The organism is Streptomyces sp. Edi2 (assembly GCF_040253635.1).
In the GTDB taxonomy this organism is placed as follows: Bacteria; Actinomycetota; Actinomycetes; order Streptomycetales; family Streptomycetaceae; genus Streptomyces.
In genome coordinates this window covers 1-22,265 of sequence record NZ_JBEJGX010000004.1, presented here as the reverse complement: position 1 = coordinate 22,265, position 22,265 = coordinate 1, and the positions used below count along the sequence as shown (strand labels likewise).

The window sequence follows — 22,265 nt, the reverse complement described above, 5'->3', positions numbered from 1 at the left end:
CGTATTGCTAAGGTTAAACGTAACTTGGTTTTGTCCCCTGAACAGCACCTGTATCCGTGCCTGCGGCACGCTGCCCGCCTCGCGGCGGGGTTACGGGGTGTGACCGCCTTCGGCGGTCGGTGGCGCGGGAGTGCCGGCCTCGCGCTGTGGCTGGCGACGTGCTGAGCTGGCGTTGACCTGGGAGGATACCGCGATGGGCTGGTTTGGTGGCTCGGGCTGGAGTGCGGCGACCGGATCGCGGGGGCGGCCTTCGGCCTTCCCGCTCACCTTCTGTAGTCGATGGCGGGAAGATCAAAAACCCGATGCACACGCAGGCAGTTTCGTCAACTCCCTTGACAATGAGGGGAGTTGAGTTTCTGAAGCTCTTGGGGAGCGATCGAAGAGGCGTGGATCACTCGGGCCGGATCATCGACCGATCATCAGTGAGGTACTGACTTCAGTACCTCACTGATGAGACTACACCAGCGATCAGGGAGAGCGGGAGCGCTTCACCTGATGGGGTACACCTACTCATAGTTCCGGAACACCGGAACACGCAGAACAGTGCAGGTCAGAGCGGGTATAAGCGTTCCGGACGGTACGGAACGCGTTCCGGAACAATCCGGAACACCGCCGTTTTCCCCTCCGAGCTCATACGCGGACGTGCACACTCCGGACCGTCTTGGAGAGATCAGAAAGAGTTCCGTGTGCCACTGCGATCAGTGCCACACGGAACAGCAGCAACGGCCGCGCGGTCATCTACGAGCCGCAAACATGAGGGCCAGTACCGCACTGCAACGAGCCTCAGAACGGCCCGGAAAGCCATGGGCAGGGTTCGAATCGGACAGTAAGGGAATAATCATGAGAAAGACCATTAATGCCATGGCCCGGCCGCATCAGCGCGACCGGGCCGCGCCGCGCCCCTCCAAGTGCGGCGGGGCGCAACGGCGGGCAGGCCCCTGTTTTGGGGCCTGCCCGTCGTGTGATCGGAGCGGAGTAGCGACCGGCGGTGCGCGAGGTCACGGGTCATCGCGCACCGCCGGAATCAGGGGGCGGGGCGCTCCCCGCACCGACACGCGCGCAGCGGCTCGGCTCGGCTGGCTGCGGAGATCTGCGGGCCGGCTGCGAACTCCTCCGGCGCGACATCCGGCACGGACACCGACACCGGCGCGGGTGCGGCAACAGCGCGGGGCACCACGATCAGCGCAGGTGGCAAGGCACCGAGGAGACCGAGCAGCAGCGCCGCAGCGCCCGGACGAGACGGCCGGTCCGCCGCGTGCTGGCCACTCACGGCCGGATCACCTCGCGCGCTTCACCTGGGGGTGTCGGCCAGTAGTAGCGGACCGACGCGCCGTGCGCCCTCAGAGCCTGGTCCGCCTCGTAACGCAGCTCATGACGCGGAGAAACGGCTGACTGCCACCGGACCAGCACGCAATCGATCTCGTGCGTCTTGGCCAGCTCCATGACGCGCTGCCAGCCCGCGCGCTTCTCAGGGTCGGGCTCGCCGAACGGTTCCGTGACCTCTTCCACGATCTTGATGTCTCGGGATGCTGCATACGCCCGTGCTTCCGCGCGTGCCTGCTCCTCCGGGGCCAGCCGCTCCCCCCGGCGACGGCAGCATGTGTAAAGCACCGCCCGGCAGTGCGCGCCAGTCCCGGCGCTGGTCGTGGTCTCTTGCCTCTGTGTGCTCACTGGGTCACCTCCCAGTCGGCACCGCAGCCCCGGTAAGCCACGTCTGCGATGTTCTGCCGGCGCGCGGTCTGGGCGGGGGTGCGGCGCGGCGGCGTGTCCGGGTCGTCCGTGGTGGCGCGGGCGGTTACCAGGAACGCGCCTCGGTCACGCATCAGGGTGCGTACCGACTCGTATTCGCCTTCCGGGACGGCGACCATAGCCGGGCTGTAGGTCACCACTCCGCGGATTGCTCCGTCCGACAGCAGCGTGAGAAGGCGCACCCAGCCGGGGCGGGACATCAACGGGGCCTGACGGTCGGTGTCCGTCACGGTCTCGATGGCGTCCCAGTCGCGGGCGTGCGCGTACTGGCGGCAGTAGTCCGTGAGGAGTTCGGCGGCGTCCTGGTCGCTCGTGCAGACGTACAGCGCGACGGGTACGCGGCGGGGGGTCTCAGCATCCATGGCAGTAACCATCCCGCTACAGACTGCGATCATGAAGAAACGGGGCGGACGACTTCGGCAATCCATCAGCGGTGAAGTCGTCCGCCCCGTGCGACTGTTGAGCCGTCAACGGCCCCAAGTCGTCCGCTACAGCGCAGTTTTGACTGTCGCCATATCGAAGCCGCCCAACACGGGTCGCTGCCCCACCAGCGTTGCCACCCTGCGCAGTCGCGACGTGGACGCGTGCCCGATCTTCTCCACGATCACGCCAGGCAGCGCCTGATGTCGCGCCCACTGCGGGGCCTGCGCCAGCACGGTCTCCAAGGTGTCCAGCGAGGCGTCCCACATCCGTGCGTCTGCCTGCGCCATCGCCACGTCCAGGCGGTAGCGGTTGCGGGCCGCCGCCGCGAGCGACCCGAGCGCGGGCTCGGGGATGGACTCGATCAGGGTCAACGCCTTGCCGGTCTGGCCTGTGGTGACGTTGATGCCGACGGCTTGTGTCGCCGCGGTCCTCGGTCCGAACCGGGCGCCGTGGAAGTCGCATTCCTGTCCGAGGCGGGCGCCGGCGGCGTGCATCTGGGACAGGAATTCGGCGGCGCGGTCGGCGTCGTCCAGGCGGGCGGAGGTGACTGCGCAGTGGGTGAGCAGATTGCCGTAGACGGTGAGGCGTTCGGGGGTGGCGTCGGAATACCGCGGCTCCACCTCGGCGGCGGCCTGTTGGGCGAGGGTGAGCGAATCGGTGATCCGGCCGTCTCGCAGGTACACCCACGAATAGGCGGAGTCGACGCGGGCCGACCGCAACGGGTCTCCTGCTTTGGCAGCAGCGGTGCGGGCATGGCCGACCGCGGCGTACGCGAGGTCACGGGCACCGAGGAGGTTCGCGGCGCACCCGGCGATCTGGTTCGCGTCCGACAGGACCGCGAGCGCATCGGCGGCGCCGTCGGCGGGCGCGTCGTGGACGGCCGCGGCGGCTTCCCTGAGTAGCGGTGTGAGGATGGCGCCGAGTTCGATGTACTCCCCGCCCCAGTACAGGTCCCATGCGCGGCGGGTGGCGTCCTTGAGATCGGCGACGGGGGCGGGCTCGGTGCTTTCGGGGAGGAGGCCGGCGGCGGTGTCGTGGACGGTGCGGGCCAACTTGCGCAGCATGGCGCGGCTGGCGTTGTCCATGGATCGGCGGGGTGCCTGCTGGCCGAGGATCACGGACACGTCCACGTGCATGGCATCGGCCAGCTTGAGGAGGGTCGGAAGGGTCAGCGCTTTGTCCTGCTCGGCCTTTTGGACGGTGACGACCGATAGGCCGGTCTGTTCGGCGAGTTCGGTTTGCCGGCGTTCTGCTCGGAGGATCTTGATTCGTTCGCCTGTGCTGTAGTCAGACCACTGCGGCATGATGGACTCCGTCCTGACGTAGACACTCAGGACGGTACCCGCGCCGGTTGGGCCTGGGTAACGCTTCGGCCCGCTCTCCCTCTCGGGAGGCGGGCCGTTGGCGTTCAGTGCGGCACTGGCTACCAGTGCTGTCAGTGTCCTACTGGCCTGATGATGTTGGACGGGTCCGACGCGGTGTAGTCAACGAGCTGCGCGCGCCATTCCGGCAGTTCCCGGGGGTCCGGCGGCACCCATCGGGTGGGGGCGACTTCCGTCATGAGTGATGCCTTCCTGGGCAGTTCGGTACTGATGTCAGTATGCGCAGTACCCTAGTGGCATGGTGATGTCATGGGCGTTTTTGAACCTGAAACCGGGGGTGGGGAAGTCGACCACCGCCGTTTTTACAGGGCAAGCCTTCTACGAAGAGAACTTCAAGCCCCTGCTGGTGGATGCGGACTCGGGGCGGTCGTCACTGGCTGCGTACAACCGCGCAGGGGGCTTTCCCTGGCCCGTCGTCGGCATGGATGAGCCGGACCTTCACCGGAAGATCCCGGACATCCACGGGAGCGTGGACGTCGTCCTCATCGACGTGCCACAGCTCGAAGACCACGCTCGGATTGCCCGGGGTGCGATGCGCTACGCGGACACCTGGGTTCTCCCCGTCGCGCCGAGCCACTACGAGGTGGACCGGATGTTCGAGCCTCCCCGGGGGGCCCCGGATGACAGCGGGCGGTCCCAGCTCCTGGAGCTGCTGGCGGAAGTGCAGGAGATGCGGGAGACGCCGGCCGACGTCGTGGTGCTGTTGAACCGCACCAACAAGTCGAAGAGGACCAAGTGGGGCCCTGATGCTGAGGTCCGGGGGGTGTTGGAAGAAAAGGGCTTCGAGGTCCTGGACACTGTGATCCCGCACCACGATGACAGGTTCCGTCAGGCCATCACGCCGCGGACTCCCGGCACGAACACCCGTCGGCTGGTGAAGGAACTCCTCGACCGAAGGAAGCAGGTACTCGGATGAACGCGGCGGCTGGGAAGAAGCGCGGCTATGGCCGCACGGTCGACCGAGGCTCGACGCACGCGGCGCCCCTGCCGCAGAGCCTGAGCACGAAGCCGATCCGGGTCACGCTCGATCTGCGCCCGCCCATGCACAAGAAGCTGAAGAAGTGGTGCAACCTCACGGCCGGCGAGCACGAGCTGTCGCGCGTCGACCTGTCGGCCGTCCTGCGGGTGCTCGCGGCCGAGCTGCTGGAAGACGACGTCCTGGCGGAGAAGATCGCCCAGAAGTTGAAGGAAGGTGACGGCGCCCTGTAGCTGTCACGCTGCAACACTGCAACACGAAACAGGGGTTCCGGGGGTCTGCGGAGAGCTGACCTGCGGTTTTGTGCGTGACAGTCCCGAGCGTGACACCCGACGTGACAGGCAGCGTGACACTGACCATCAGTGCAGCACTGAGGCCCCGTACCGCACTGGTACGGGGCCTCAGACGCGGTCCGGGCTATTCGGCTGCGTCAGGGTCCTTGCCCACCTGCTTGGACAGCAGCTCGACGAGGATCGCGTTTGTCCGGCGCTGCTCCGCGTTCGCCTCGCGCTGCTCCGCGATGAAGGTGTCCAGCTTCTGATCGAGGTTGCTGACCTTGAGCTGGAGCGTGGTCAGCTCGCTCTTGATGATCCCGAACTCGCGAGCGTTCTGGGCCTGGCCGTCTTCGTGTCGACGGGTCAGAGCTGCGATCTCACTCTGTGCGATCGGGTCTTCCGGCATGGTCACTCGCTTTCCCTGCTCATAGGTACCGACTGTACGGGGCTCTCGGTGGTACCTCACTCGTCTTCGCTCTCCCACTCCACCGGGCTGAAGCTCAAGGAGCTGGTGGACAACAACTCAGCCTCCGGGACCCAGTTCTCAAGACCCTCTTCCAGGACGTCGACAGCGGCTCGTTCGTTGCCGGCCATGAAGGCGTCCATCAGCTCCTGCATGTGGTCGCTGCTCAGGTACGGGCCGAGATTCACGCTCCGCTCGCGTTCGTCCTTGCTGATCCGGATCACCGCGGTCAAGACGAATCCGCCCTTGCCCGTCACCCCCTCGGGCTTCTGGAACCGCATCTGACCGCTCTCCTCGTCCTCCACCAGGTACCGGTCATCGGCTGAGGCCAAAATTCGCTTCCGGCGACCTTCGGGCACCAGGGCCTCACGGTTGGCGCGGTTCAGCGCCTCGTTGCTGTCCGCCTTCGGGGTGGCCTGGCCGTCCAGCCACCGCTTGAAGGTGCGGGGGCTTCTGCCGACGGCCTTCGCCGCGTCCTTGATGGACCCGCCCACGCGCTTCAGGAGCTGCCCCGCACGCACGGGCGCCGCGCGGTCCTCGGACTTCGCTGATCGCTTCGCGAACGCCTTGAACAACGCGCCCTTCGTCGTCGACTTCCGGGCTGCCTCTTCCTGGGCAGCCTTGGCGGCCTCAGCCGCGGCCTGGTCATCCCCGTTGTTCGGAGCCATCACAGGTCACCTTCCCTGCGGGCCTTGCGGGCCTCCCGGCGTGCCTTGAGCATCTGTGCCTTCTCCCGCTTCGCCGCCTGCTCCTGCTCCCAGGCTGCGCGAGTCTGGGTCGCGGCCTTGAACTCCCCCAGGCCGGTACCGAGCCGCAGTCCGAACGGCACGGCGGTCAGCGGGTCGGGGTTGTCGCTGGCGTAGGCGAGTTCGTCGGTCTTGACGCGCATCGGGAACTGAGGTTCGACCGGTCCGCCGGTCTTGCGCTTGATGACTCCGGCCGCCACGTACGCCTTGCGCAGCATGTTGGTCCACGCCGCATCGCGGATCGCGTGGCCCCAGTCGGGGCGCCGGATTACGCCCTGCTTGTCGTTGCGCAGCTTGCCGTGGACCGCGTGGAAGATCTCCTTGAGCGCGACGCTCACGGCCTGGTCGTCGGGGTCACTGGCTCCGCTGAGGGCCTTGAGCTGGTCACGGATGCTGTCGCTGAACTGGCGCAGGCCCTGGAACTCGACTCGTTCGGCAATCCGGGCTTCCTCGATGTCCGGCGTGATGCCGACTTCGACGTACAGCATGACGATCGCCGTGGACACGGTCGCGAGGGTGCCGGGGGTCTGGTTGGGGACGGGTGCGGGCAACAGCGGGTGCGGCCAGTCCGGTACGCGGATCGTCCAGAGGCCAGCGAACTTCTCGTCGAACAAGGGCGCCTTGACGTACTTCAGGTCGTCGCGCGCCACGATTGCCTGCCGGTACCCAGGCAGGTACGCCTTGTTTCCGTCGTACAGGTGCGTGTACTCCATCGCCTTCTCGGCGTCGGTCGGCTGACGGGACCAATCGCTGTCATCGACAGCGTCCGGCCAGTTCGCCACGTTGCCTTGCCACTTGGGGTAACGCTGCGCGGTCGCCTCCACCATGGACCGGAGCATCGTGATCCCGGTCCCGGCGAACGTCCCCTCGAAGGCGTACCCCGTGATCTCCGCGAACCTGTCCAGCCGGTAGGCGAGGGTCAGCGCGTCGCTGCGGTCCTCCTCCTCCGCGCTGCGCATCTCCTGCGTGCGCACCCTCGGAAAACCGTCCAGGCCCAGCCACTTCACGGGGGTGATGCGCACCAGGCCCTTGCGCTCGGGGTGCTCAAGGAGCACGGAGCGCCCGACGTAGGGCCGATCCTGCGGGTTGTACGGGCGGTGCCATCCCTCATCCACCAGGGCCTGGAACGGCTTGGCCCACGGCGTGGCACCAAGCGCCGGCGCCTCCGCAGCGAGCCGGTAGCCGCGGTGCGCATCCTGCCCGATCAGCAGCGTCAGGGTGCCGGACGGCACCAGCGCGGACGCCTGCGCCACCAGGGCCGCAAGGTCCGTCGTCGCGTCCCCGGTCAGCTCTACCGCGCGAGCGTCGGCCGCGTTGGCCAATTGCCCGCCCTCCACCGCGAGCACGACCCCGCGCGCGTCTCCGACCCGTCCAGCCGGACGCGGGGTCTCTCCCATGGGAGACGGCTGTCCCGGTACACGTCCCTGCTGCATGGGCGCTGCACCATGCAGCACTGGTCGTACTGGCTGCACTGAAGGCACTGGCTGCACTGAGGCGGGCTCGGAGGGGGCAGCCACTACTTCCTGCTGCATCTCGGGCTGTGCAGCCTCTGTGTCCTGCGCACTGACCTGCGCCAATGCTGCATCCTGCTGCGCAGCCCGCTGCTCAGGGAAAACGGTCTGCTGCACGGGCGCTGCATCGTGCTGCACCAGCTGATGCACCACACCATCCGGAGTGGGCTCGGGCCCCTGCTCCTGCTGCTCCTGGCCGTCGTTGGGCTCCTCGGACTCCGGCAGCGTGAACACCGTGGACGCGGGGATCAGGACCAGCGGGAGCAGCGGGGCACCCCGGCCTGTACCGATCCGGTGCTTCGTCGTCGCGTTCTGACCCTTCTGCGTACTGCGCAGGACCGCGCCCTCCTTGAGCAGGAATGAGGGCAGCGACTTGACCTGGTGACCGGTGAGGCGGACGTCTCGGGCATTAGAGATCAGGGTGTGCAGATCGCTTGCGGTGATGCCGAGCGCCCCGATGTCCTCCAGGAAGTACAGCGCGGCACCTTCCCCACCAAACCCATTCGACTGGCCCTGGAACATGTCCTCCCGCAGGCCCTGGGCCTGCGGGGTCTGCCCCGGCACCAGGGCCTTGGGCAGGTTCTCCTTGGTGCAGCGGATGTGTACGCGCCGCTCCTGAAGGCCCTTGCGGAGCACTGCTCCGAGTGCTTCGGAGATACCGGTGTCGGCGACCTGCCGGTTTCCCATGGCGTCGGCCTGCGTCTTGAGGGACGCGGTCAGCTTCGGGATCAGGGTCTGCCACAGCGGCTCGACGTTCAGGCCGCAGGCGTCGGCGACCATGTTGAAGCCGGCCAGCATCTGGTAGGCGACCTTGAGGACGCCGCCCATGCCGTCCGGGGCGTCCTCACCGATCGCCGCGCGAGCGATCGGCAGGAACCGTTCAGCGGCCTTGCGGTCGCACTCCTTGACCCAGGCTTCGGCCTTCTCCTTGCCCAGCTTAGACAGGTGGGCGATGACCTTGTCCCCGATGGTGCGGAACGCGGGCTCCAACTCGTAGCCGTGCTTCTCGTACCAGGCCCAGTCGTTGTCGCCCTGGACGTATTCGGCCGTCACGACGCGCCGGAGCATGGATGCCTGGACGCCCATGGGGAGCTGCTGCGCGGTCAGGATCAGGATGCCCTTGACGTGGACGGAGTCCCCGACCAACTGACCCTTGCGGTCGGACCGGTCACGGATGGGCTGGTTGTTGAACGCGGCCCGGGTGACGCGGTCGGCCTTCTGCACCGCTTCCCGGACTTCGGCCGCTTCGGAGTTCGCGGTGAGTGGCATGTCCTCCAGGCCGATGGCCCGGTCCTGGGCCTGCCCGATCTTCTTCTCAATCGCGGTGATCGTGTCGTTGAACGATGCGTCCACGACCGGCGGCCACCCGGCCGTCAGGGTGAGGCAGGTTGCCACCCACAGGGTCAAGGTCTTTCCGGTGTTGTTCTTGCCCACCGGGATCAGCGACCCGTAGACCGGCACGATCGACCACGCCAAAGCCCGCACGCCGACCGCGAGACCGAGCGGCGGGCCCCAACCGCGCGCGGCCAGCTCGCGCATCGCGCGCTTCTGCGCGGGAAAGCCGGCGGGCTTGGCCAACGGACGCGATGCCTTCACCACGTCAGCCTTGATGTCCACGGTCCGTACCGGGACGTCCTTGGTGGCCTTGTCGCTGGCCCGTACGTACAGCCATCGGCCGTCGGGAAGGTCAAACCAACCGGTGCGGTTCAGCATCCACGTCGGTGCGAGCCCGCTCGCCTGCTGCGTGACGACGTTCTCCAGCGCGTCCCGGACCTTCGCACGGCCGTAGCCGCGGGCGCCCGGGACCATCTCGCGCCACACCCGACCGGACTTCAGGTCGTCCGCGCTGAACGTCGTCTCGAAGCCTTCCACCAGGACCGTGAAACGGCGGTCGACGACCGTGCCGTTGTCGTCCAAGCGAAGCAGATGCTCGGTAACCTCGGGGCACCAGGAGAGGAACCGAAGCGGGTCATTGTCCTTGGTCATCGTGAAGAGTCCTGGCCTTGATCCAGAGGTGACGTACTTGAGAGTCGTGTCGCCGTCGACCGACCGGCCGAAAAACGCCACGCGGCCCGAGCCGCTTCCGCCCCCCGACTTCCGCTGTCCGTCTGTATCGCTTTTGCCCTGGTCAGAACCCTGTTCCGGGGCTTTCGAGCCTTCGTCGTCCTGCTGTACTGCCTGTGCCGACTGGGGCACCCATACCGCCTTTCCGGCGGGCTCTACTTTCCGACTGTCTGGCTATGCCGCTACAGTGGAACGCAGAAGCCTCGCTTCGTGGGCCCCCGGATAGAGTTCGAGCTCTATGACTCCGGGGGTCTTCGCTTTTCTTGTGGCTGCTGAGACTACGTGTGATCACTGACATGGGTGATGGGCATGGTGTCCTTGGTCAATCGCCGCCCGGGTCCTTCATGCCTCCCCCTTTCTTCTTCCGGGGCGCCGGGCGTTTGGGGCGCACCGGAAGTCCTTCGTCTTCTAGCCAGCCGTAGAGGGTGCTGGGACCGACCCCGGCCAACTCCCGGATGCGGTTGCGGCCAGCACCGAGACGCACGGCCTCGATAGCGCGGGGCCGTACTTCGTCGTCAAGGATGCGGTCAGCTTCTTTGAGCAGTTCCGCGCGGCGAGCACCTGCCTCAGCGACTGCGCGCAGGGCGGCTGCCTGCTTCTCCTCGGGAATCTCGGTCACGGGCTGAGCATAGCGAAAACAACAGACGATGTCTTTCGTTGCACACCGAGTTGTTTTGTGTCATGGTTGAGGCCCCTCAACGAGGGCGGCCCCAGCGGGTGGTTGCACACCGCGCCAGGGCCTGAGAGCACCCCTGCCTATGTACCTAGGAGGGCGATCCTGTGATGGATCGTATCGGCGTGCGGTTGCACGCGACCACCCAGTACCAGCCGAGGCCCTGTGGCACCTGCCACGGCAACTGCGGCTTCGTCGAGACCACCGTTAGCCCCAACGGCACCCAGACGAGCACCTGGCGCCCTTGCGGCTCATGCCAGGGAGCTGGGGTGCGGTGAGCAGCGCTCTTTCTGGCGAGCGAGCTTCCTAGCTAGCACGCTCGCTCTCCCGGGCCGCGCGGTGAGCCAACACCGTGGGTCGTCCCCTCTTTGCCGGGTCTGAAGACCCGGCTCCCCCACCCGGAACCGCCCCCGCCGGCGGCGCCGGCTGAGGGAGCCGAGCACGGCCCCTTGCACCCCCAGGAATCGCCCGGACAGGTAGCGCGTGATGGCGGCCTGAAAGGCAGCGACCGTTCCTTGAGAACTGAACAGTGAACGCATAACAGGCAACTGCGACAAGCCGTAGGCCCTGCCGCGCGGGCAGCCAGCACCTTCTCCCATGCCGTCCAGACGGACGGACGAGTGATCCAGACGCGCGGTGAGACAAGGGCAAATATCGCGGGCCCCGCAGGCATTGACCGGTTCGAATCCGGTCCGGGGCGCTCTAGCTCTGCCAGCAGCGGCAGACGAATTCCACCACCAGACGAAGGAGAGAGATGGCTGAAAACTTCGAGGACCGGATGTTCATGGCGAGCGAGGCCGTCTATGCCGCGATCGAGCGCAGAGAGGTCGCCGACGTCGAAGCGGCGCTGATGGACGCGCAGTTCGCGGCATCGCAGGCGGACGAAGAGTCCTGACAAGAGAGGAGCACGGGCCATGAGCGACATCCCAGACATTGAGATCGTCGGCACCGTCTACAAGATGACCCTTCAGACCGACAGTAAGGGTGCCGTTCTGGTCGCCTACACCCGCGACGACGACGGGAAGATCGGCCGTTCCTGGATCCGCTTGGACGGGATGGCCACCAACTACATGCGGCAGCGGCTCAGCACCTCGACCGTGCCGGCGCTGGTGCCCAACCAGCTCTGACCCACACCGCCTTCGCGAAGCGGGCCCGGACGGCGCTTAGCCGGCCATCCGTCCGGGCCCCTCGCCCCACTCGCAGAGGGAGCACACACCCATCATGTTCAACAAGCAGACGAAACAGAAGGAGCCGCGGCCCCGCACCTGGAGTCCACAGGTGCCGGAGGTGTCCCCGCGGGCGATCGTGCTCGCCATCCTCGGCGTGGTCACGGTCGGTGTGGCGGTGCTGTCGATGGCCGTCACCTACCAGATCCTGGTGCCCCGCTTCGGCGGGTGGGCCACGCCGACCGTGGGCGCGCTGGACGCGCTGTGGGTGGTGGTGCAGGCGACCGAGGTCCTGGCGGGCAGCAACCGCCGGCGGGCTCGCCGCGTCCAGTACGCGGGCCTGGTGCTGACGACGATCATCGCCGCGATCCCCACGGCCGATCTGGTCACGACCCTGACCCGTACGGGCGCCGGCTTCGACCTGGCGGTGGTTCTCGCCCCGACCGCGATCGTGATGACCAAGCTCGCGTGGTGGATCACGCTTCCCGCACTCGGGCGCCGGACCTCCGACGCCACCCGGCAGACCATCGCCACCAAGCGCCAGGCAGTCGCGGACCGGTTGGAGGTGATGGAGGCCGACGCCGCCCACCGGATCGAGCTCCTGCGAGTCGCGACCGAGCTGGAGCGGCAGGTGGGTGAGGCAGAGACCGACTACCGCCTGTCGACGCTGAAGGCGGAGCAGCGCATGACGGAGCAGCTCCACGGCCAGGCCGTGAAGACGGCGCAGACCATCGAGGAGAAGCCGCTGCCCGATGCCGTCAGGAACATCGAACTGCCCGAGCTGGACGGGTGGGAGCCGACCGCGCTCGCCCTCCCCGTCACGGGTCGGCACGCCCTCGGCACGCAGGTCAGCGCCCTTACCGTGCCGCGACCCGACACGTCTCGCGGCACGGGCGTCACGCTCGAAGACCTGGCCGCCGTCAGGGGCGTGCCGACACCGACTCCTGGTGAGCCGCTGACGGATGACCAGCTCGGCGTGGTGCTGCGCTACCTGCGCTACGCAGAGGACCCGCCCCGCTCCTACCGTCAGGCCCGCAAGGTGTTCCGCCGCGCCGGCTACATCGGGAGCGAGCAGCGCGTACGCCGGGTGTGGGGTGCGGAGGTCTCCACCGACGACGCTGCCAGTGGCGACAGGGACAGCGAAGAAGCCGCTGAGGAGAGTGAAGAAGCGGGCGTTCTCTAAAGAGTCCGGCACCACCGTTGCAGCCCAGCCGGTATGTCCGGCTGGGCTGTTTCGCAACTGCCGGAAACAACGCAGTTGAGCAGTGCAGACCCGGTGAGTGATCCGGTGAGCGAGCAGCCTCGCAGGCCCGGAAAGCAGAGCTGGTGAGCAGTGCAAGGGCCCGAACCATCACAATACGCAGCAAAACCGCCCGAGTTAAACCGGCCTGGCTGATGGTTATTCGGCCACCGCCCTTTCGTGGTGGCCGAATGTCAGTGCCGAGAGTCACGATGAATACAGGTCAGATATCAGGGCGCCCCGGTGGCGATTCCTTGATCCCGAAATAAAGGGGGGAATATGGGAAAAAAGAGACACCAGGACGACAGTCGCGAACCTGACGACATCTACGCCCACACAGCCGGCGCAATCGGCGGCCTGTGCATCGCTTCGGCGGTCCTGATCGCCATCAAGATGAAGCTGGGCCTCAACTGGCCGGCGACCATTCTGCTCACCGCGGGCGCGCTGGTCGCGCTCGGGTATGCGGCCTGGTGGGTCAAGACCCGAGTGCAGCGCTGGTGGGCCACAAAGCCCGCTGAGGCGACATCCACCGCGCTGGCGCAGGAATCTCCGCCCGGGCCAACAGACGACGCGGAGAGGGCCGTTCCGATACATCCAGAGCTGACCGAGGCTCTGACCCGTACCGGGGCCATCAGCCGGGATGAAGTCATCCCTTTCCATGACGTCGACGAGAAGGCGTTGCCGGGCATCGGGACGCAGTACAAGTTCAAGATGCCCAAGGGCGGCACCCATGAGGACGTCGCCAAGAACCTCGGGCCGATCGCGAGCATGCTCGGCGTGACCCGGCTGCACCTCAAGCTGGAGATCTCCCGCGAATCCGAACGGGAAGTCACCTTGCTGAAGCTGAACGAGCCACCGTTCAGCCGCCTTTTCGACCCACCGAACCGAAAGGAAATCCAGGCATTCGACGGGATTCCTTTCGGGCATGAGGTCACTGGCACATTGGCGGGTGTGGAGACATTCAACAAAGCCTCCATGCTGATCGCAGGCATGAGCCAGATGGGCAAAACCACTCTGCTCAACGGACTCATCACCTGCCTGCTGATCGCCTACCGCGACGAATTCGACATGGTGCTACTCGACGGAAAGTTCGTCGGCCTGGCCCCATTCTCGAAAATCGCCCTGCGCTACGAAGCGTCCAGCGATCCGGCCATCCTGGAAGACATTCTCGATGAACTGCTCACCCTCGTGGACAAGCGGTACACCGAGAAAATGGACGCCATCATGGCGCGGGAGCCGGAACCGAAGTTCCGGCCGCTGTTCTTCATCATTGATGAGGCGGCAGACTTCTACGTCGACAATGGCACCAAGGCGTCCAAAGATCTGGTCGCCCGGGTTGAGGACAAGTCGAGGTCCCTGGTTGCGAAGGCACTGGAATCCGGCGTTTCCGTAATCATGCTGACCCAGCGTCCAGACAAGGACGCAATTCCGGTCAACGTGAGGGCCCAGTTCCAGTACCGCATGTGCCTTTACGTCGACTCGCAAGGCGCGGCAAAGGTTGCCCTTGGTGACTCGTACTTCACCACAATGGCGCCGATCAACCCCGTCATGCTCAACCCGAAGAACAAGGGTCAGGCCGTACTGTTCGTGAACGGCACTTCCACTCTCATCCGAGGGTTCAACTTCCCGAACGAATTCATCTGGGAAGTGATTGACGAAGCGCACGACCGGAGGCAACAGCGTCTCAGTGCCGTTCCGGATTCCCCGCGCAAAAAAGCAATTGACCTGATGCGCTCCCAGGGGGTTGAGTTCATGACCACACAGGACCTGGCCGAAGCCCTCTGCATTACGGAAAGCAACCCGGTAGCGGTCGGGAAGAAGCTCAGCAAGCTTCTGGGAGTGGCGCCGGACAGGACGACAGGAGGGGTCCGGGGCTACCGGCTGGCAGACCTCACCGCCGCCGCTATGTCCGATTCGTAACCGTCACTCGCATCCGCACACCAACCGCACAACCACCGTCACTCAGCCTGTCGAGTGGCGGTGGACCACCCCCGGGTGGCGGACCTTGTGCGGATGCGGGTGACGGACCTGACCAGGGGAAACACCGAAAACAGTAGGAGGGGGGAAGTCTTGAGATCAGGCGCTGTAGGGGTCACGATCGGCGTCGGGGCGACCGTGGTCGTCATCGGTGCCGCGTTCATCCAGGCCGCCGGCAACAACCCGGCGCTGAACGCCGCGCTCAGTATCAGCGTTCCGGCCAAGTACCAAGGGCTGATCGAGGAGGCGGGAAATACCTGCCCGGAAGTCACGCCGAATCTGCTGGCCTCGCTCGTCACTCAGGAATCCGGCTTCAATCCGAAAGCGAAATCGCCGGTTGGGGCGGAGGGTATCGCCCAGTTCATGCCGTCCACGTGGGAGAGCAGTGGGGTTGACGGCAACGGGGACGGGAAGCGGGATGTGTGGGATCCGGAAGACGCGATTCCCTCATCCGCGAAATACCTGTGCGGCATTGCCCGGGAGGTGAAAGACGTTCCCGGTAACAAGCAGTCCAACATGCTCGCCGCGTACAACGCGGGTACGGACGCCGTGCGAAAGTACGGGGGTGTTCCTCCGTACAGGGAGACGCAGAACTACGTCAAGTCGATCTCCTCTCTGGCCGGTCAACCGGCCAAGGGAGGAAAGCCCGGAACAGCGATAACCGCCCAACAGGGTGCCACCGCTGTGAAAGCGGCTCAGGAAAAACTAGGCGCCCCGTATTCGTGGGGCGGCGGTAACGCGTCCGGACCGAGCACCGGATCGTGCTGTTCTCCCCGGGGCCGTTCCGGGGCCGACATAAGCGGTTTCGACTGCTCCGGCCTGACCCTCTACGCATACGCAAAAGTCGGCATCACCCTGCCCCGCACAGCGGCGGCACAATACGCGGCATCCAAACCCATCAAGTCCGGCGAGATGCGCATCGGCGATTTGGTGTTCTACGGGTCCAGCGCATCGAGCATTCACCACGTCGGAATTTACATCGGCGGCGGCTACATGATCGACGCCCCACGGCCCGGCACCAAAGTCCGCTTCTCTCCACTCGATTCGATGCGCGATCTGTTCGGCGTCGCCCGACCCATTCACAGCACCACAAAGGAGATCTGACCCATGTCCAAGTACTACATCCTCGGCAAGACCATCCAGCTCGCCGCCAAGGCCAAGGAGGGGAACGACCTTTCCGGCGGATTCACCGCCTTCTTCAACTCCATCGGAATGACCGGAGCGGGCCTGGTCACCAAGGGCATTGCCGCCGTCGTCGCCGTGATCGCCGTGCGGATGCTTTTCCAGCTGACCGGCGACCCCAAGCGCGCACTGCAAAGGGGATCCATGGCCATCGGCACGCTGTTCGTCGCCGTCGTGTTGGCCATGTATGGGGATGACCTTTTCTCCACCGTGACCGACGCCAACACCGGCGCGGGCACCAAGGAGAAGTGACTCGATGCTTGGCAAAAAGGACGACCCGTGTGACCTCCTAAAAGGCACACCGGGCTACCAGTACTGCCACAGCGGCGGCAAAGGCGGAGGCTCGGACGATATCCCCGGCCCCCCAGACGACGGGGGCGGAGTCGGGGGCGGGCTCACCAACGGAGCCTCCCACCACGTCAAAGACCTCGCCGATTGGCTCATTCGAAGGATCAATGATCTCGTCGCCCCCAAGAACTCTTGGGCACCGGCGAAGGCCGATAGCGCGGTGTTCGCCCCGTTCCTGTGGCTCGGTCAGCATCTGGCCATATCGATCTTCGTCTGTGTGGTTGTTGTGTGCGCCCTGTCCGCGTGGCAGGGCGCACCGCGCCTTCGGCAGATGGGGCACTCGACAGGGTGGACGTTGGTGGCCGTGGCCGGCATGGCGTCCGTGCCCGGCGCCGTGACGATGCTGAACAAGGCGGTCAGCGCCGCCTTCACGAAGGCGTTCAGCTCGGATGAGTCGTCCCTGTTCGGTGCCATCACCCAGGACCTCAAGGACGGCGCGGACTCGGGGAATCCGCTGGCCATCCTGATCATCGTTGCAGCGCTGTGTGTCGCCCTCGGCATTGCTGCGCTCGTGTTCATGACCCGCCAGCCCGGCATCCTCGTTTTTGTCTGCCTCTCACCGCTGGTGCTCGCCTCCCTGGCACGTGGGGGCGACACAGAGGCGGTCCAGAAATGGGCGCAGCGCCTGTTGGGGCTGATGTTCGCACCCATGGCCCTGCTCCTGGTCGCGCCATTCGTGAAGCTTGTTGGGGGCGCATTGGTGATGGACTCGGTGCTTCTGGTCGTTGCCGATGTCCTGATGCTGAGGATGGTCTTCCACGGGGTGCCCTACATCGGGCCCAGGCTGGCCCGAGCCGCGCGGTCCGCAGTCGAGAGCCGTACGACTAACCCGCTCGCGCGGGCCGCCGTTCGGGCGGGCGTCCCGAATTTCCACGAGCAGGAGAGCAGCCCCCGTGGGCCGCGTGTGGTGTCGACTCCGGGCCGTGCCATGGCCCAGGACGGCGATGTGCTGTTCGCCGCGTACGGGGGCCGCCCGCGACCACGGCCGGGACGGCTGACGACCGACTCTCTCATCGACCAGATCAGCACCGACCAGGAGCGCACCTCACGGCTCACGGCCGCGCGTCGGCAGGCCCGCGCCACCCAGCAACCCCCTACCGGCTCCCGGACGCCTCCCGCCGGACGCAATCCCGCGCCCGGGCCATCGCCCAGGCCGGCGCCCGCGCCACGCAGCTCGCCGCCCGGTCCACGGTCGAACGGGCCGACCACCCCATAGAGAAGGAGAAGTGCCGTGTACTCCCTGTCCCCCGGCTATCGCGTCCCCGCCATTCAGCGCGGGCTCAGCCCCGCAGAGATCGTGCTGACCAAGACCAACGCCGGGGCAGGGGCGGCCATCCTGGCATCGGCGATGATCAACCAGCCGCCCGCGTGGGCGTTCGGCGTCGTCGCCGGTATCGCCGGACTGATCAACATCGCGCCCGGACCCCGCTCGGTCGCCCGATGGGCGACGGTCGGCGTCCGGCTCTGGCGCGACCGCACCACCCCCAACTTGGTCACCAGCACGGGCACCACCAGGACGTGGACGCTCTACCCGCACCACGGCACCATGCAAGACCCCTACCACCGCGCTGCCTTCCATGAGGCGTTCGCCAAGGCCCTGACCTTCGCGGCCGGGCAAGCTCGCAGCGCCGGCATCCAGGTGCATGTCACCCACCACGCCACAGCAGGGGACTACACCACCCACACCCAGACCATTTCCGTGCACATCCCCAAAGGGCTGGTCGGCCACCCTGAGCGCGTCATCAACACCATCGAGAGCGAGCTCGCCGCCCTCGGCGTGCTGACGCCGGTCACACCCGAGCCGGTACCGGCCGCGTGCGACCGCGCCTCCACCTGGGCCGCCTTCGACGACGGCAGCCACGCAGCCACAGCACGGATCACGGCCTGGCCCTCCGAGACCGACGGCGACCTGATGCCGAAACTGTTGCTCGGCAGGAGCGACGACCGCACCACCGATCGCTCCCTGGCGGTCCTCTACCGGCCGCTGCCTGCGGCGCAGTCGCGCCGCTCGGCGAAGTGGCAGTCCGCCGCGGCCGGAGCCTTCACCACCGACCAGGTCAAGAAGGATGCCGATGAGGCGGCCAGCGGCAGCACGCACGGCGCGCTGGTGCAGGGAGACTGCCTGGTCGATATCGACGCGTACCTGACCGTGTGGGGCGACAGCCCCGAGGCGGTCACGGACGCGCGCTGGGATACCTCCCTCATCGCCGACCGCCACCGCATCACCCTCGACTGGCTCACCGGTCAACAGCAGCGCGCCCATGTCATGACCACCCCACACGGGGCAGCGACCCAGAAAGGGGCCATCCTGTGACGATCCGTCTGCCCGCGACTCAAGCCGCCATCACGGCGCCCCTGGTCGCCTCCGACTCCAGCTTCCCCGGGATCCCGATCGGCCGCTCGGAGACCGATGGCCGCCCCTTCAACCTGTCCCCGGTCCTGGTGGATGACGCGATCCTGCCCTCAACCAACAGCCTTGCCTTGGGCGGGTTGGGCTCCGGCAAGTCAACGACTGACAAGACCTGGTTGCGCCGCGAGATCCTGCACCACGGCCACCAGGCCGTTGTGATCGACTCGTTCGGTGAGGAGACCGCGGCTGGCGAGTGGGGCGCTCTCACGCGGTCCCTCGACGGCCTGGTCGTCGAAGCCGGCTCCTTCACCCTCAACCCGTGCAGCCCGGAGTTCGGGGTCGAAGTACGCGAGCAGCTGCTCCGCTCGCTGATCGCCGCGGTCGAACCTGCTGCGCTTACCCCCCAGTCCGCCCACGCTCTCCAGCACGCCCTTAACAGCCCCAAGGCCAGCACCCTCGTCGGGCTGGTCGATGCGCTGGTGAGCCCGGAAGACGGCCGCTGGCCGGCCGACAAGCTCGCCGTGTGGGGCGTGGACGTGGCGATCGCCCTGTCCCGCTACACCGAGGGCAGCCTGCGGGGCCTGTTCGACGGCCCCAACGCGAGCCTGCCCCCGACCGACCTGCCCATCATCAGCTTCGATTTCAGCAGTCTCGACCGCAACAGCCCCGCGATCCCCGCCCTCATGGCTGCCATCACTTGTTGGGTTGAGCACGTGTGGCTGCGGCAGTCGACCGCCGTACACCGCCACCTGGTCCTTGAAGAGGCATGGCAAATCCTTCTCAGCCCCGCCACGGCCGAGCTGATCCAAAGGTTGCTGAAGAACTCCCGCAAGGCCGCCTTGTCCTTGAAGGTGATCATGCACACCCTGAGCGACCTCGGCGACGGCCGCGCCCAGGACCTGGCCCGGCTCTGCGAGATCGCGCACGTCGGACGGCTCGGTCCTGAAGAGGCTGCCATCGTCGGCGCCCTGCTCAATCTGCCCGCCTGGGCCATCAAGAAAATCCCGACGCTGGAGCCGGGACAGGCCGTGTGGAAGGTCGGCCCGGACTACGTCGACATCATCCAGACCACCCTCAGCGAGGAAGAGGCCCGGCTGACCGACACCTCCACCCGGCGCCGCAAGGCACAAGAGGCCCTTGCCCTCAGCGAGGAACCGGCCGTGTCTTTGACCAAGGACACGGCCGAAGATCTCGAGTACGACGCTGATACCGCCGATGCCGGGTGGGACTTCGAGCTACCGCCGAACACGATTGACACCGTCTACACCGGGCCACAGCGCGACAGCCGGCACTACGCCGTCGTCCAGGCCGCCCAGCAAGGCCGGCTGATCGAGGCTTCCGAGCTCGCTGCCCTCGGTGAGCGCGAGGACATCACCGCCCACGGCATCAACTCCAGCCAGGCCATGGCCTGGCTCATCACCCGAGCTGAGGTGGCCGAATTGTCTGGGAACACTGAGCAGGCCACGCACCTGCGCGCTACCGTCGCCCGTATGGGTGGGAACAGCGACGGCGCAGCGTGGTTCGAGAACACGGACAACCTCTCAACACAATGGCATCGAGGCCCCAACCCCCCAGAGCCCGTGCCCGCAGCTGGAGCCGGGGCGGACGACCAACCCCCGCCCCGCGCACGTCGGCATACCTGGCCCTACATCGTCGTCATCGCAGCCCTGACCCTCACCGCCGCTGGCGTATGGCAGAACGCCAACCACGACAACCAGCGTGAGCAGCGACAGCAAAAGGTAGCCGCCTACAAAGGAAGGTCGGGAGCAGCACTCCACATCGACAGTGTCAACGCCGATGTCGTCGCCCACTGGACCAGTGACAGGGACCGAGTCATCGTCGAACTGGGTGCACCGTTCGAGAAGAACGCCAAGTACCTCCGGATCGATGCTGGCGGAAAGAACGCTGTCAGCCAGCCGGAAGACGGACGGTTTGCCCAGACTCCTGAAATTGAGTTGCCCGTCAAAGATCCTCTGGCTGACGTAACCGTCCGGATAGCGGTCGGCGGAAAGAGCTGGAAGGAAGGTGCCCGCGCCACTTCCCGAACAATCCGACTGTCACCGACCGGCGTCGCGTACGACGGGGAAACGGGAAAGACTCTCCCCTCCGATCTCTGACGCGCTCCTCCGCTGACGGCCCGTACCCCCGCAGGGGTACGGGCCGTCGCCGTATCCACCTGATCCGGCCTGGAGTCCACCGGGCTTTCGGCCGCCCAGTCGACCACCCATACCACCGCGCTGGCCATCGCCAGCCTGAGCTGAAGGAGCCCGCATGACCAGCACCACGCACCGGATGCCCTTTGTGCCTGTCTCCAGGCCATTCCCGCCTGTTGCAGTGCGGTACTGGCCCCACTGGTCATCAGTGAGGCCAGTACCTGTGTGCCGCCGCTCGATGGGGGTCAGCTCTGACGTCCCTGGTGGACGACTTCTCCATCCCTGGTGATGCTCAGCCGGTCGGGGCCGGCTTCCATCCAGGCCGTCTCCAGCGGGTCCGACTCGGGCCCATAGCTGGGCTCGCCCGCGAAGGCGCCGAAGAAGCCGTCTTCCCGCTTGCTCGTGTGGGTCACCAGCTCCAGGGTCTTGGCTTCCGGCGTGTTCGGGTCGTCGATGACCCGGTACACCTCCCTGAAGCCTTCCACCGTCCCACAGGGTTCGTAGGTGACCTGAATCAGGTCACCTACCCGCGACGGGTACCAGGGAGCCCCCGTCAGAGCCTGGTAACCGCCCATGATGGCCCCAAGCTCTCCGCCAAGATCTCGGTTCCGCTTGGCATCCCATGCCTGGCTGAGGGGAGATTCGGGCATAGCGTGCTCCTTTCGCTATCGGGCCACTGCAACCCGATGTGGACACCCAGGAACGTGACAGGTGATCACAAATGCTGTCAAGTCTCACGAAACGGGTGATAGTTGGACTGATTTACCTGACCGGGCCCGTTCTGAGGGTCGTTGCAGTGCGGTACTGGCCCTCATGTTTCCGGCCCGTAGATGACCGCGCGGCCGTTGCTGCTGTTCCGTGTGGCACTGATCGCAGTGGCACACGGAACTCTTTCTGATCTCTCCAAGACGGTCCGGAGTGTGCACGTCCGCGTATGAGCTCGGAGGGGAAAACGGCGGTGTTCCGGATTGTTCCGGAACGCGTTCCGTACCGTCCGGAACGCTTATACCCGCTCTGACCTGCACTGTTCTGCGTGTTCCGGTGTTCCGGAACTATGAGTAGGTGTACCCCATCAGGTGAAGCGCTCCCGCTCTCCCTGATCGCTGGTGTAGTCTCATCAGTGAGGTACTGAAGTCAGTACCTCACTGATGATCGGTCGATGATCCGGCCCGAGTGATCCACGCCTCTTCGATCGCTCCCCAAGAGCTTCAGAAACTCAACTCCCCTCATTGTCAAGGGAGTTGACGAAACTGCCTGCGTGTGCATCGGGTTTTTGATCTTCCCGCCATCGACTACAGAAGGTGAGCGGGAAGGCCGAAGGCCGCCCCCGCGATCCGGTCGCCGCACTCCAGCCCGAGCCACCAAACCAGCCCATCGCGGTATCCTCCCAGGTCAACGCCAGCTCAGCACGTCGCCAGCCACAGCGCGAGGCCGGCACTCCCGCGCCACCGACCGCCGAAGGCGGTCACACCCCGTAACCCCGCCGCGAGGCGGGCAGCGTGCCGCAGGCACGGATAGGTGCTGTTCAGGGAACAAACCAAGTTACGTTTAACCTTAGCAATACGTAACTGAACGAAGTAAGATGAA

21 protein-coding genes are annotated in these 22,265 nt (G+C 66.2%); 11 read left to right on the top strand and 10 right to left on the bottom strand.

What is annotated here, in order from left to right:
- Window positions 1-1,024: 1,024 nt before the first annotated feature.
- The 5 genes from ABR737_RS43595 to ABR737_RS43575 all read right to left on the bottom strand — a co-directional run bounded on the left by ABR737_RS43595 (window position 1,025) and on the right by ABR737_RS43575 (window position 3,733).
- On the bottom strand, window positions 1,025-1,270 hold the full coding sequence (locus tag ABR737_RS43595) for a hypothetical protein (protein ID WP_350257193.1): 246 nt from the start codon (window positions 1,268-1,270) through the stop codon (window positions 1,025-1,027).
- Window positions 1,267-1,509, bottom strand: a complete 243-nt coding sequence (locus tag ABR737_RS43590; protein WP_350257192.1) for a hypothetical protein — start codon at window positions 1,507-1,509, stop codon at window positions 1,267-1,269. Before ABR737_RS43590 ends, ABR737_RS43595 begins: the two co-directional genes overlap by 4 nt.
- Before the next feature lie 158 nt (window positions 1,510-1,667).
- The gene (locus ABR737_RS43585; RefSeq protein ID WP_350257191.1) at window positions 1,668-2,111 is read right to left on the bottom strand and encodes a recombinase family protein; all 444 of its coding nucleotides are present in this window, start codon (window positions 2,109-2,111) and stop codon (window positions 1,668-1,670) included.
- A gap of 126 nt (window positions 2,112-2,237) precedes the next feature.
- Window positions 2,238-3,476: a helix-turn-helix domain-containing protein gene (locus tag ABR737_RS43580; RefSeq protein ID WP_350257190.1), complete on the bottom strand. Its 1,239-nt coding sequence runs from the start codon at window positions 3,474-3,476 to the stop codon at window positions 2,238-2,240.
- 131 nt (window positions 3,477-3,607) lie between these two features.
- Window positions 3,608-3,733 carry a hypothetical protein gene (locus ABR737_RS43575; RefSeq protein WP_350257189.1) on the bottom strand — a complete coding sequence of 42 codons (126 nt, stop codon included), beginning with the start codon at window positions 3,731-3,733 and terminating at the stop codon, window positions 3,608-3,610.
- A gap of 59 nt (window positions 3,734-3,792) precedes the next feature.
- Here ABR737_RS43575 and ABR737_RS43570 point away from each other — a divergent pair, with 59 nt between their 5' ends.
- Both ABR737_RS43570 and ABR737_RS43565 read left to right on the top strand, forming a co-directional pair.
- Window positions 3,793-4,470: a nucleotide-binding protein gene (locus ABR737_RS43570; RefSeq protein ID WP_350257188.1), complete on the top strand. Its 678-nt coding sequence runs from the start codon at window positions 3,793-3,795 to the stop codon at window positions 4,468-4,470.
- Window positions 4,467-4,763 (top strand): hypothetical protein, encoded by a 297-nt coding sequence (locus ABR737_RS43565; protein WP_350257187.1) that lies wholly within the window; start codon window positions 4,467-4,469, stop codon window positions 4,761-4,763. The genes ABR737_RS43570 and ABR737_RS43565 overlap by 4 nt, the downstream gene beginning before the upstream one ends.
- 184 nt (window positions 4,764-4,947) lie before the next feature.
- Here the strand turns inward: ABR737_RS43565 and ABR737_RS43560 are convergent, their stop codons facing one another.
- The 4 genes from ABR737_RS43560 to ABR737_RS43545 form a co-directional block, all read right to left on the bottom strand.
- Window positions 4,948-5,217, bottom strand: coding sequence for a hypothetical protein (locus ABR737_RS43560; protein WP_350257186.1), 270 nt, complete (start codon window positions 5,215-5,217; stop codon window positions 4,948-4,950).
- A gap of 50 nt (window positions 5,218-5,267) precedes the next feature.
- Complete coding sequence (locus tag ABR737_RS43555; protein WP_350257185.1) at window positions 5,268-5,936, bottom strand: helix-turn-helix domain-containing protein; 669 nt, start codon at window positions 5,934-5,936, stop codon at window positions 5,268-5,270.
- Window positions 5,936-9,511 carry a hypothetical protein gene (locus tag ABR737_RS43550; RefSeq protein WP_350257184.1) on the bottom strand — a complete coding sequence of 1,192 codons (3,576 nt, stop codon included), beginning with the start codon at window positions 9,509-9,511 and terminating at the stop codon, window positions 5,936-5,938. The genes ABR737_RS43555 and ABR737_RS43550 overlap by 1 nt, the downstream gene beginning before the upstream one ends.
- A 400-nt stretch (window positions 9,512-9,911) precedes the next feature.
- The gene (locus tag ABR737_RS43545) at window positions 9,912-10,208 is read right to left on the bottom strand and encodes a hypothetical protein (protein ID WP_350257183.1); all 297 of its coding nucleotides are present in this window, start codon (window positions 10,206-10,208) and stop codon (window positions 9,912-9,914) included.
- 808 nt (window positions 10,209-11,016) lie between these two features.
- On the opposite strand from ABR737_RS43545, the gene ABR737_RS43540 reads away from it, so the two are divergent.
- From ABR737_RS43540 to ABR737_RS43500, 9 genes are all read left to right on the top strand, one after another.
- Window positions 11,017-11,157 carry a hypothetical protein gene (locus tag ABR737_RS43540; RefSeq protein ID WP_350257182.1) on the top strand — a complete coding sequence of 47 codons (141 nt, stop codon included), beginning with the start codon at window positions 11,017-11,019 and terminating at the stop codon, window positions 11,155-11,157.
- Window positions 11,158-11,176: 19 nt separating this feature from the next.
- Window positions 11,177-11,389: a hypothetical protein gene (locus ABR737_RS43535; protein WP_350257181.1), complete on the top strand. Its 213-nt coding sequence runs from the start codon at window positions 11,177-11,179 to the stop codon at window positions 11,387-11,389.
- Window positions 11,390-11,483: 94 nt separating this feature from the next.
- Window positions 11,484-12,611: a hypothetical protein gene (locus ABR737_RS43530; RefSeq protein ID WP_350257180.1), complete on the top strand. Its 1,128-nt coding sequence runs from the start codon at window positions 11,484-11,486 to the stop codon at window positions 12,609-12,611.
- A gap of 336 nt (window positions 12,612-12,947) precedes the next feature.
- Window positions 12,948-14,588: an FtsK/SpoIIIE domain-containing protein gene (locus ABR737_RS43525; RefSeq protein ID WP_350257179.1), complete on the top strand. Its 1,641-nt coding sequence runs from the start codon at window positions 12,948-12,950 to the stop codon at window positions 14,586-14,588.
- Window positions 14,589-14,681: 93 nt separating this feature from the next.
- Entirely contained in the window at window positions 14,682-15,749 is a 1,068-nt protein-coding gene (locus ABR737_RS43520; RefSeq protein WP_350257178.1) for a C40 family peptidase, read from the top strand.
- A 3-nt stretch (window positions 15,750-15,752) separates the two neighbouring features.
- A complete protein-coding gene (locus ABR737_RS43515) occupies window positions 15,753-16,079 on the top strand; it encodes a hypothetical protein (protein WP_350257177.1) in 327 nt (108 codons plus the stop codon).
- 4 nt (window positions 16,080-16,083) lie between these two features.
- Window positions 16,084-17,391: a hypothetical protein gene (locus tag ABR737_RS43510; protein WP_350257176.1), complete on the top strand. Its 1,308-nt coding sequence runs from the start codon at window positions 16,084-16,086 to the stop codon at window positions 17,389-17,391.
- Window positions 17,392-17,406: 15 nt separating this feature from the next.
- Window positions 17,407-18,489: a hypothetical protein gene (locus ABR737_RS43505; RefSeq protein WP_350257175.1), complete on the top strand. Its 1,083-nt coding sequence runs from the start codon at window positions 17,407-17,409 to the stop codon at window positions 18,487-18,489.
- On the top strand, window positions 18,486-20,642 hold the full coding sequence (locus ABR737_RS43500) for a putative type IV secretion/conjugal transfer ATPase (RefSeq protein ID WP_350257174.1): 2,157 nt from the start codon (window positions 18,486-18,488) through the stop codon (window positions 20,640-20,642). The genes ABR737_RS43505 and ABR737_RS43500 overlap by 4 nt, the downstream gene beginning before the upstream one ends.
- 281 nt (window positions 20,643-20,923) lie before the next feature.
- Here the strand turns inward: ABR737_RS43500 and ABR737_RS43495 are convergent, their stop codons facing one another.
- Window positions 20,924-21,328, bottom strand: coding sequence for a hypothetical protein (locus ABR737_RS43495; protein ID WP_350257173.1), 405 nt, complete (start codon window positions 21,326-21,328; stop codon window positions 20,924-20,926).
- Window positions 21,329-22,265 lie beyond the last annotated feature (937 nt).

What these genes read in the sequence shown, in the direction of transcription:
- ABR737_RS43555 (WP_350257185.1), bottom strand. Translation starts at nt 5,936, where the DNA reads ATGGCTCCGAACAACGGGGATGACCAGGCCGCGGCTGAGGCCGCCAAG.
- ABR737_RS43550 (WP_350257184.1), bottom strand. Translation starts at nt 9,511, where the DNA reads ATGACCAAGGACAATGACCCGCTTCGGTTCCTCTCCTGGTGCCCCGAG.
- ABR737_RS43530 (WP_350257180.1), top strand. Translation starts at nt 11,484, where the DNA reads ATGTTCAACAAGCAGACGAAACAGAAGGAGCCGCGGCCCCGCACCTGG.
- ABR737_RS43535 (WP_350257181.1), top strand. Translation starts at nt 11,177, where the DNA reads ATGAGCGACATCCCAGACATTGAGATCGTCGGCACCGTCTACAAGATG.
- ABR737_RS43510 (WP_350257176.1), top strand. Translation starts at nt 16,084, where the DNA reads ATGCTTGGCAAAAAGGACGACCCGTGTGACCTCCTAAAAGGCACACCG.
- ABR737_RS43570 (WP_350257188.1), top strand. Translation starts at nt 3,793, where the DNA reads ATGGTGATGTCATGGGCGTTTTTGAACCTGAAACCGGGGGTGGGGAAG.
- ABR737_RS43585 (WP_350257191.1), bottom strand. Translation starts at nt 2,111, where the DNA reads ATGGATGCTGAGACCCCCCGCCGCGTACCCGTCGCGCTGTACGTCTGC.
- ABR737_RS43495 (WP_350257173.1), bottom strand. Translation starts at nt 21,328, where the DNA reads ATGCCCGAATCTCCCCTCAGCCAGGCATGGGATGCCAAGCGGAACCGA.
- ABR737_RS43565 (WP_350257187.1), top strand. Translation starts at nt 4,467, where the DNA reads ATGAACGCGGCGGCTGGGAAGAAGCGCGGCTATGGCCGCACGGTCGAC.
- ABR737_RS43575 (WP_350257189.1), bottom strand. Translation starts at nt 3,733, where the DNA reads ATGACGGAAGTCGCCCCCACCCGATGGGTGCCGCCGGACCCCCGGGAA.
- ABR737_RS43515 (WP_350257177.1), top strand. Translation starts at nt 15,753, where the DNA reads ATGTCCAAGTACTACATCCTCGGCAAGACCATCCAGCTCGCCGCCAAG.
- ABR737_RS43540 (WP_350257182.1), top strand. Translation starts at nt 11,017, where the DNA reads ATGGCTGAAAACTTCGAGGACCGGATGTTCATGGCGAGCGAGGCCGTC.
- ABR737_RS43580 (WP_350257190.1), bottom strand. Translation starts at nt 3,476, where the DNA reads ATGCCGCAGTGGTCTGACTACAGCACAGGCGAACGAATCAAGATCCTC.
- ABR737_RS43520 (WP_350257178.1), top strand. Translation starts at nt 14,682, where the DNA reads ATGCGGGTGACGGACCTGACCAGGGGAAACACCGAAAACAGTAGGAGG.
- ABR737_RS43525 (WP_350257179.1), top strand. Translation starts at nt 12,948, where the DNA reads ATGGGAAAAAAGAGACACCAGGACGACAGTCGCGAACCTGACGACATC.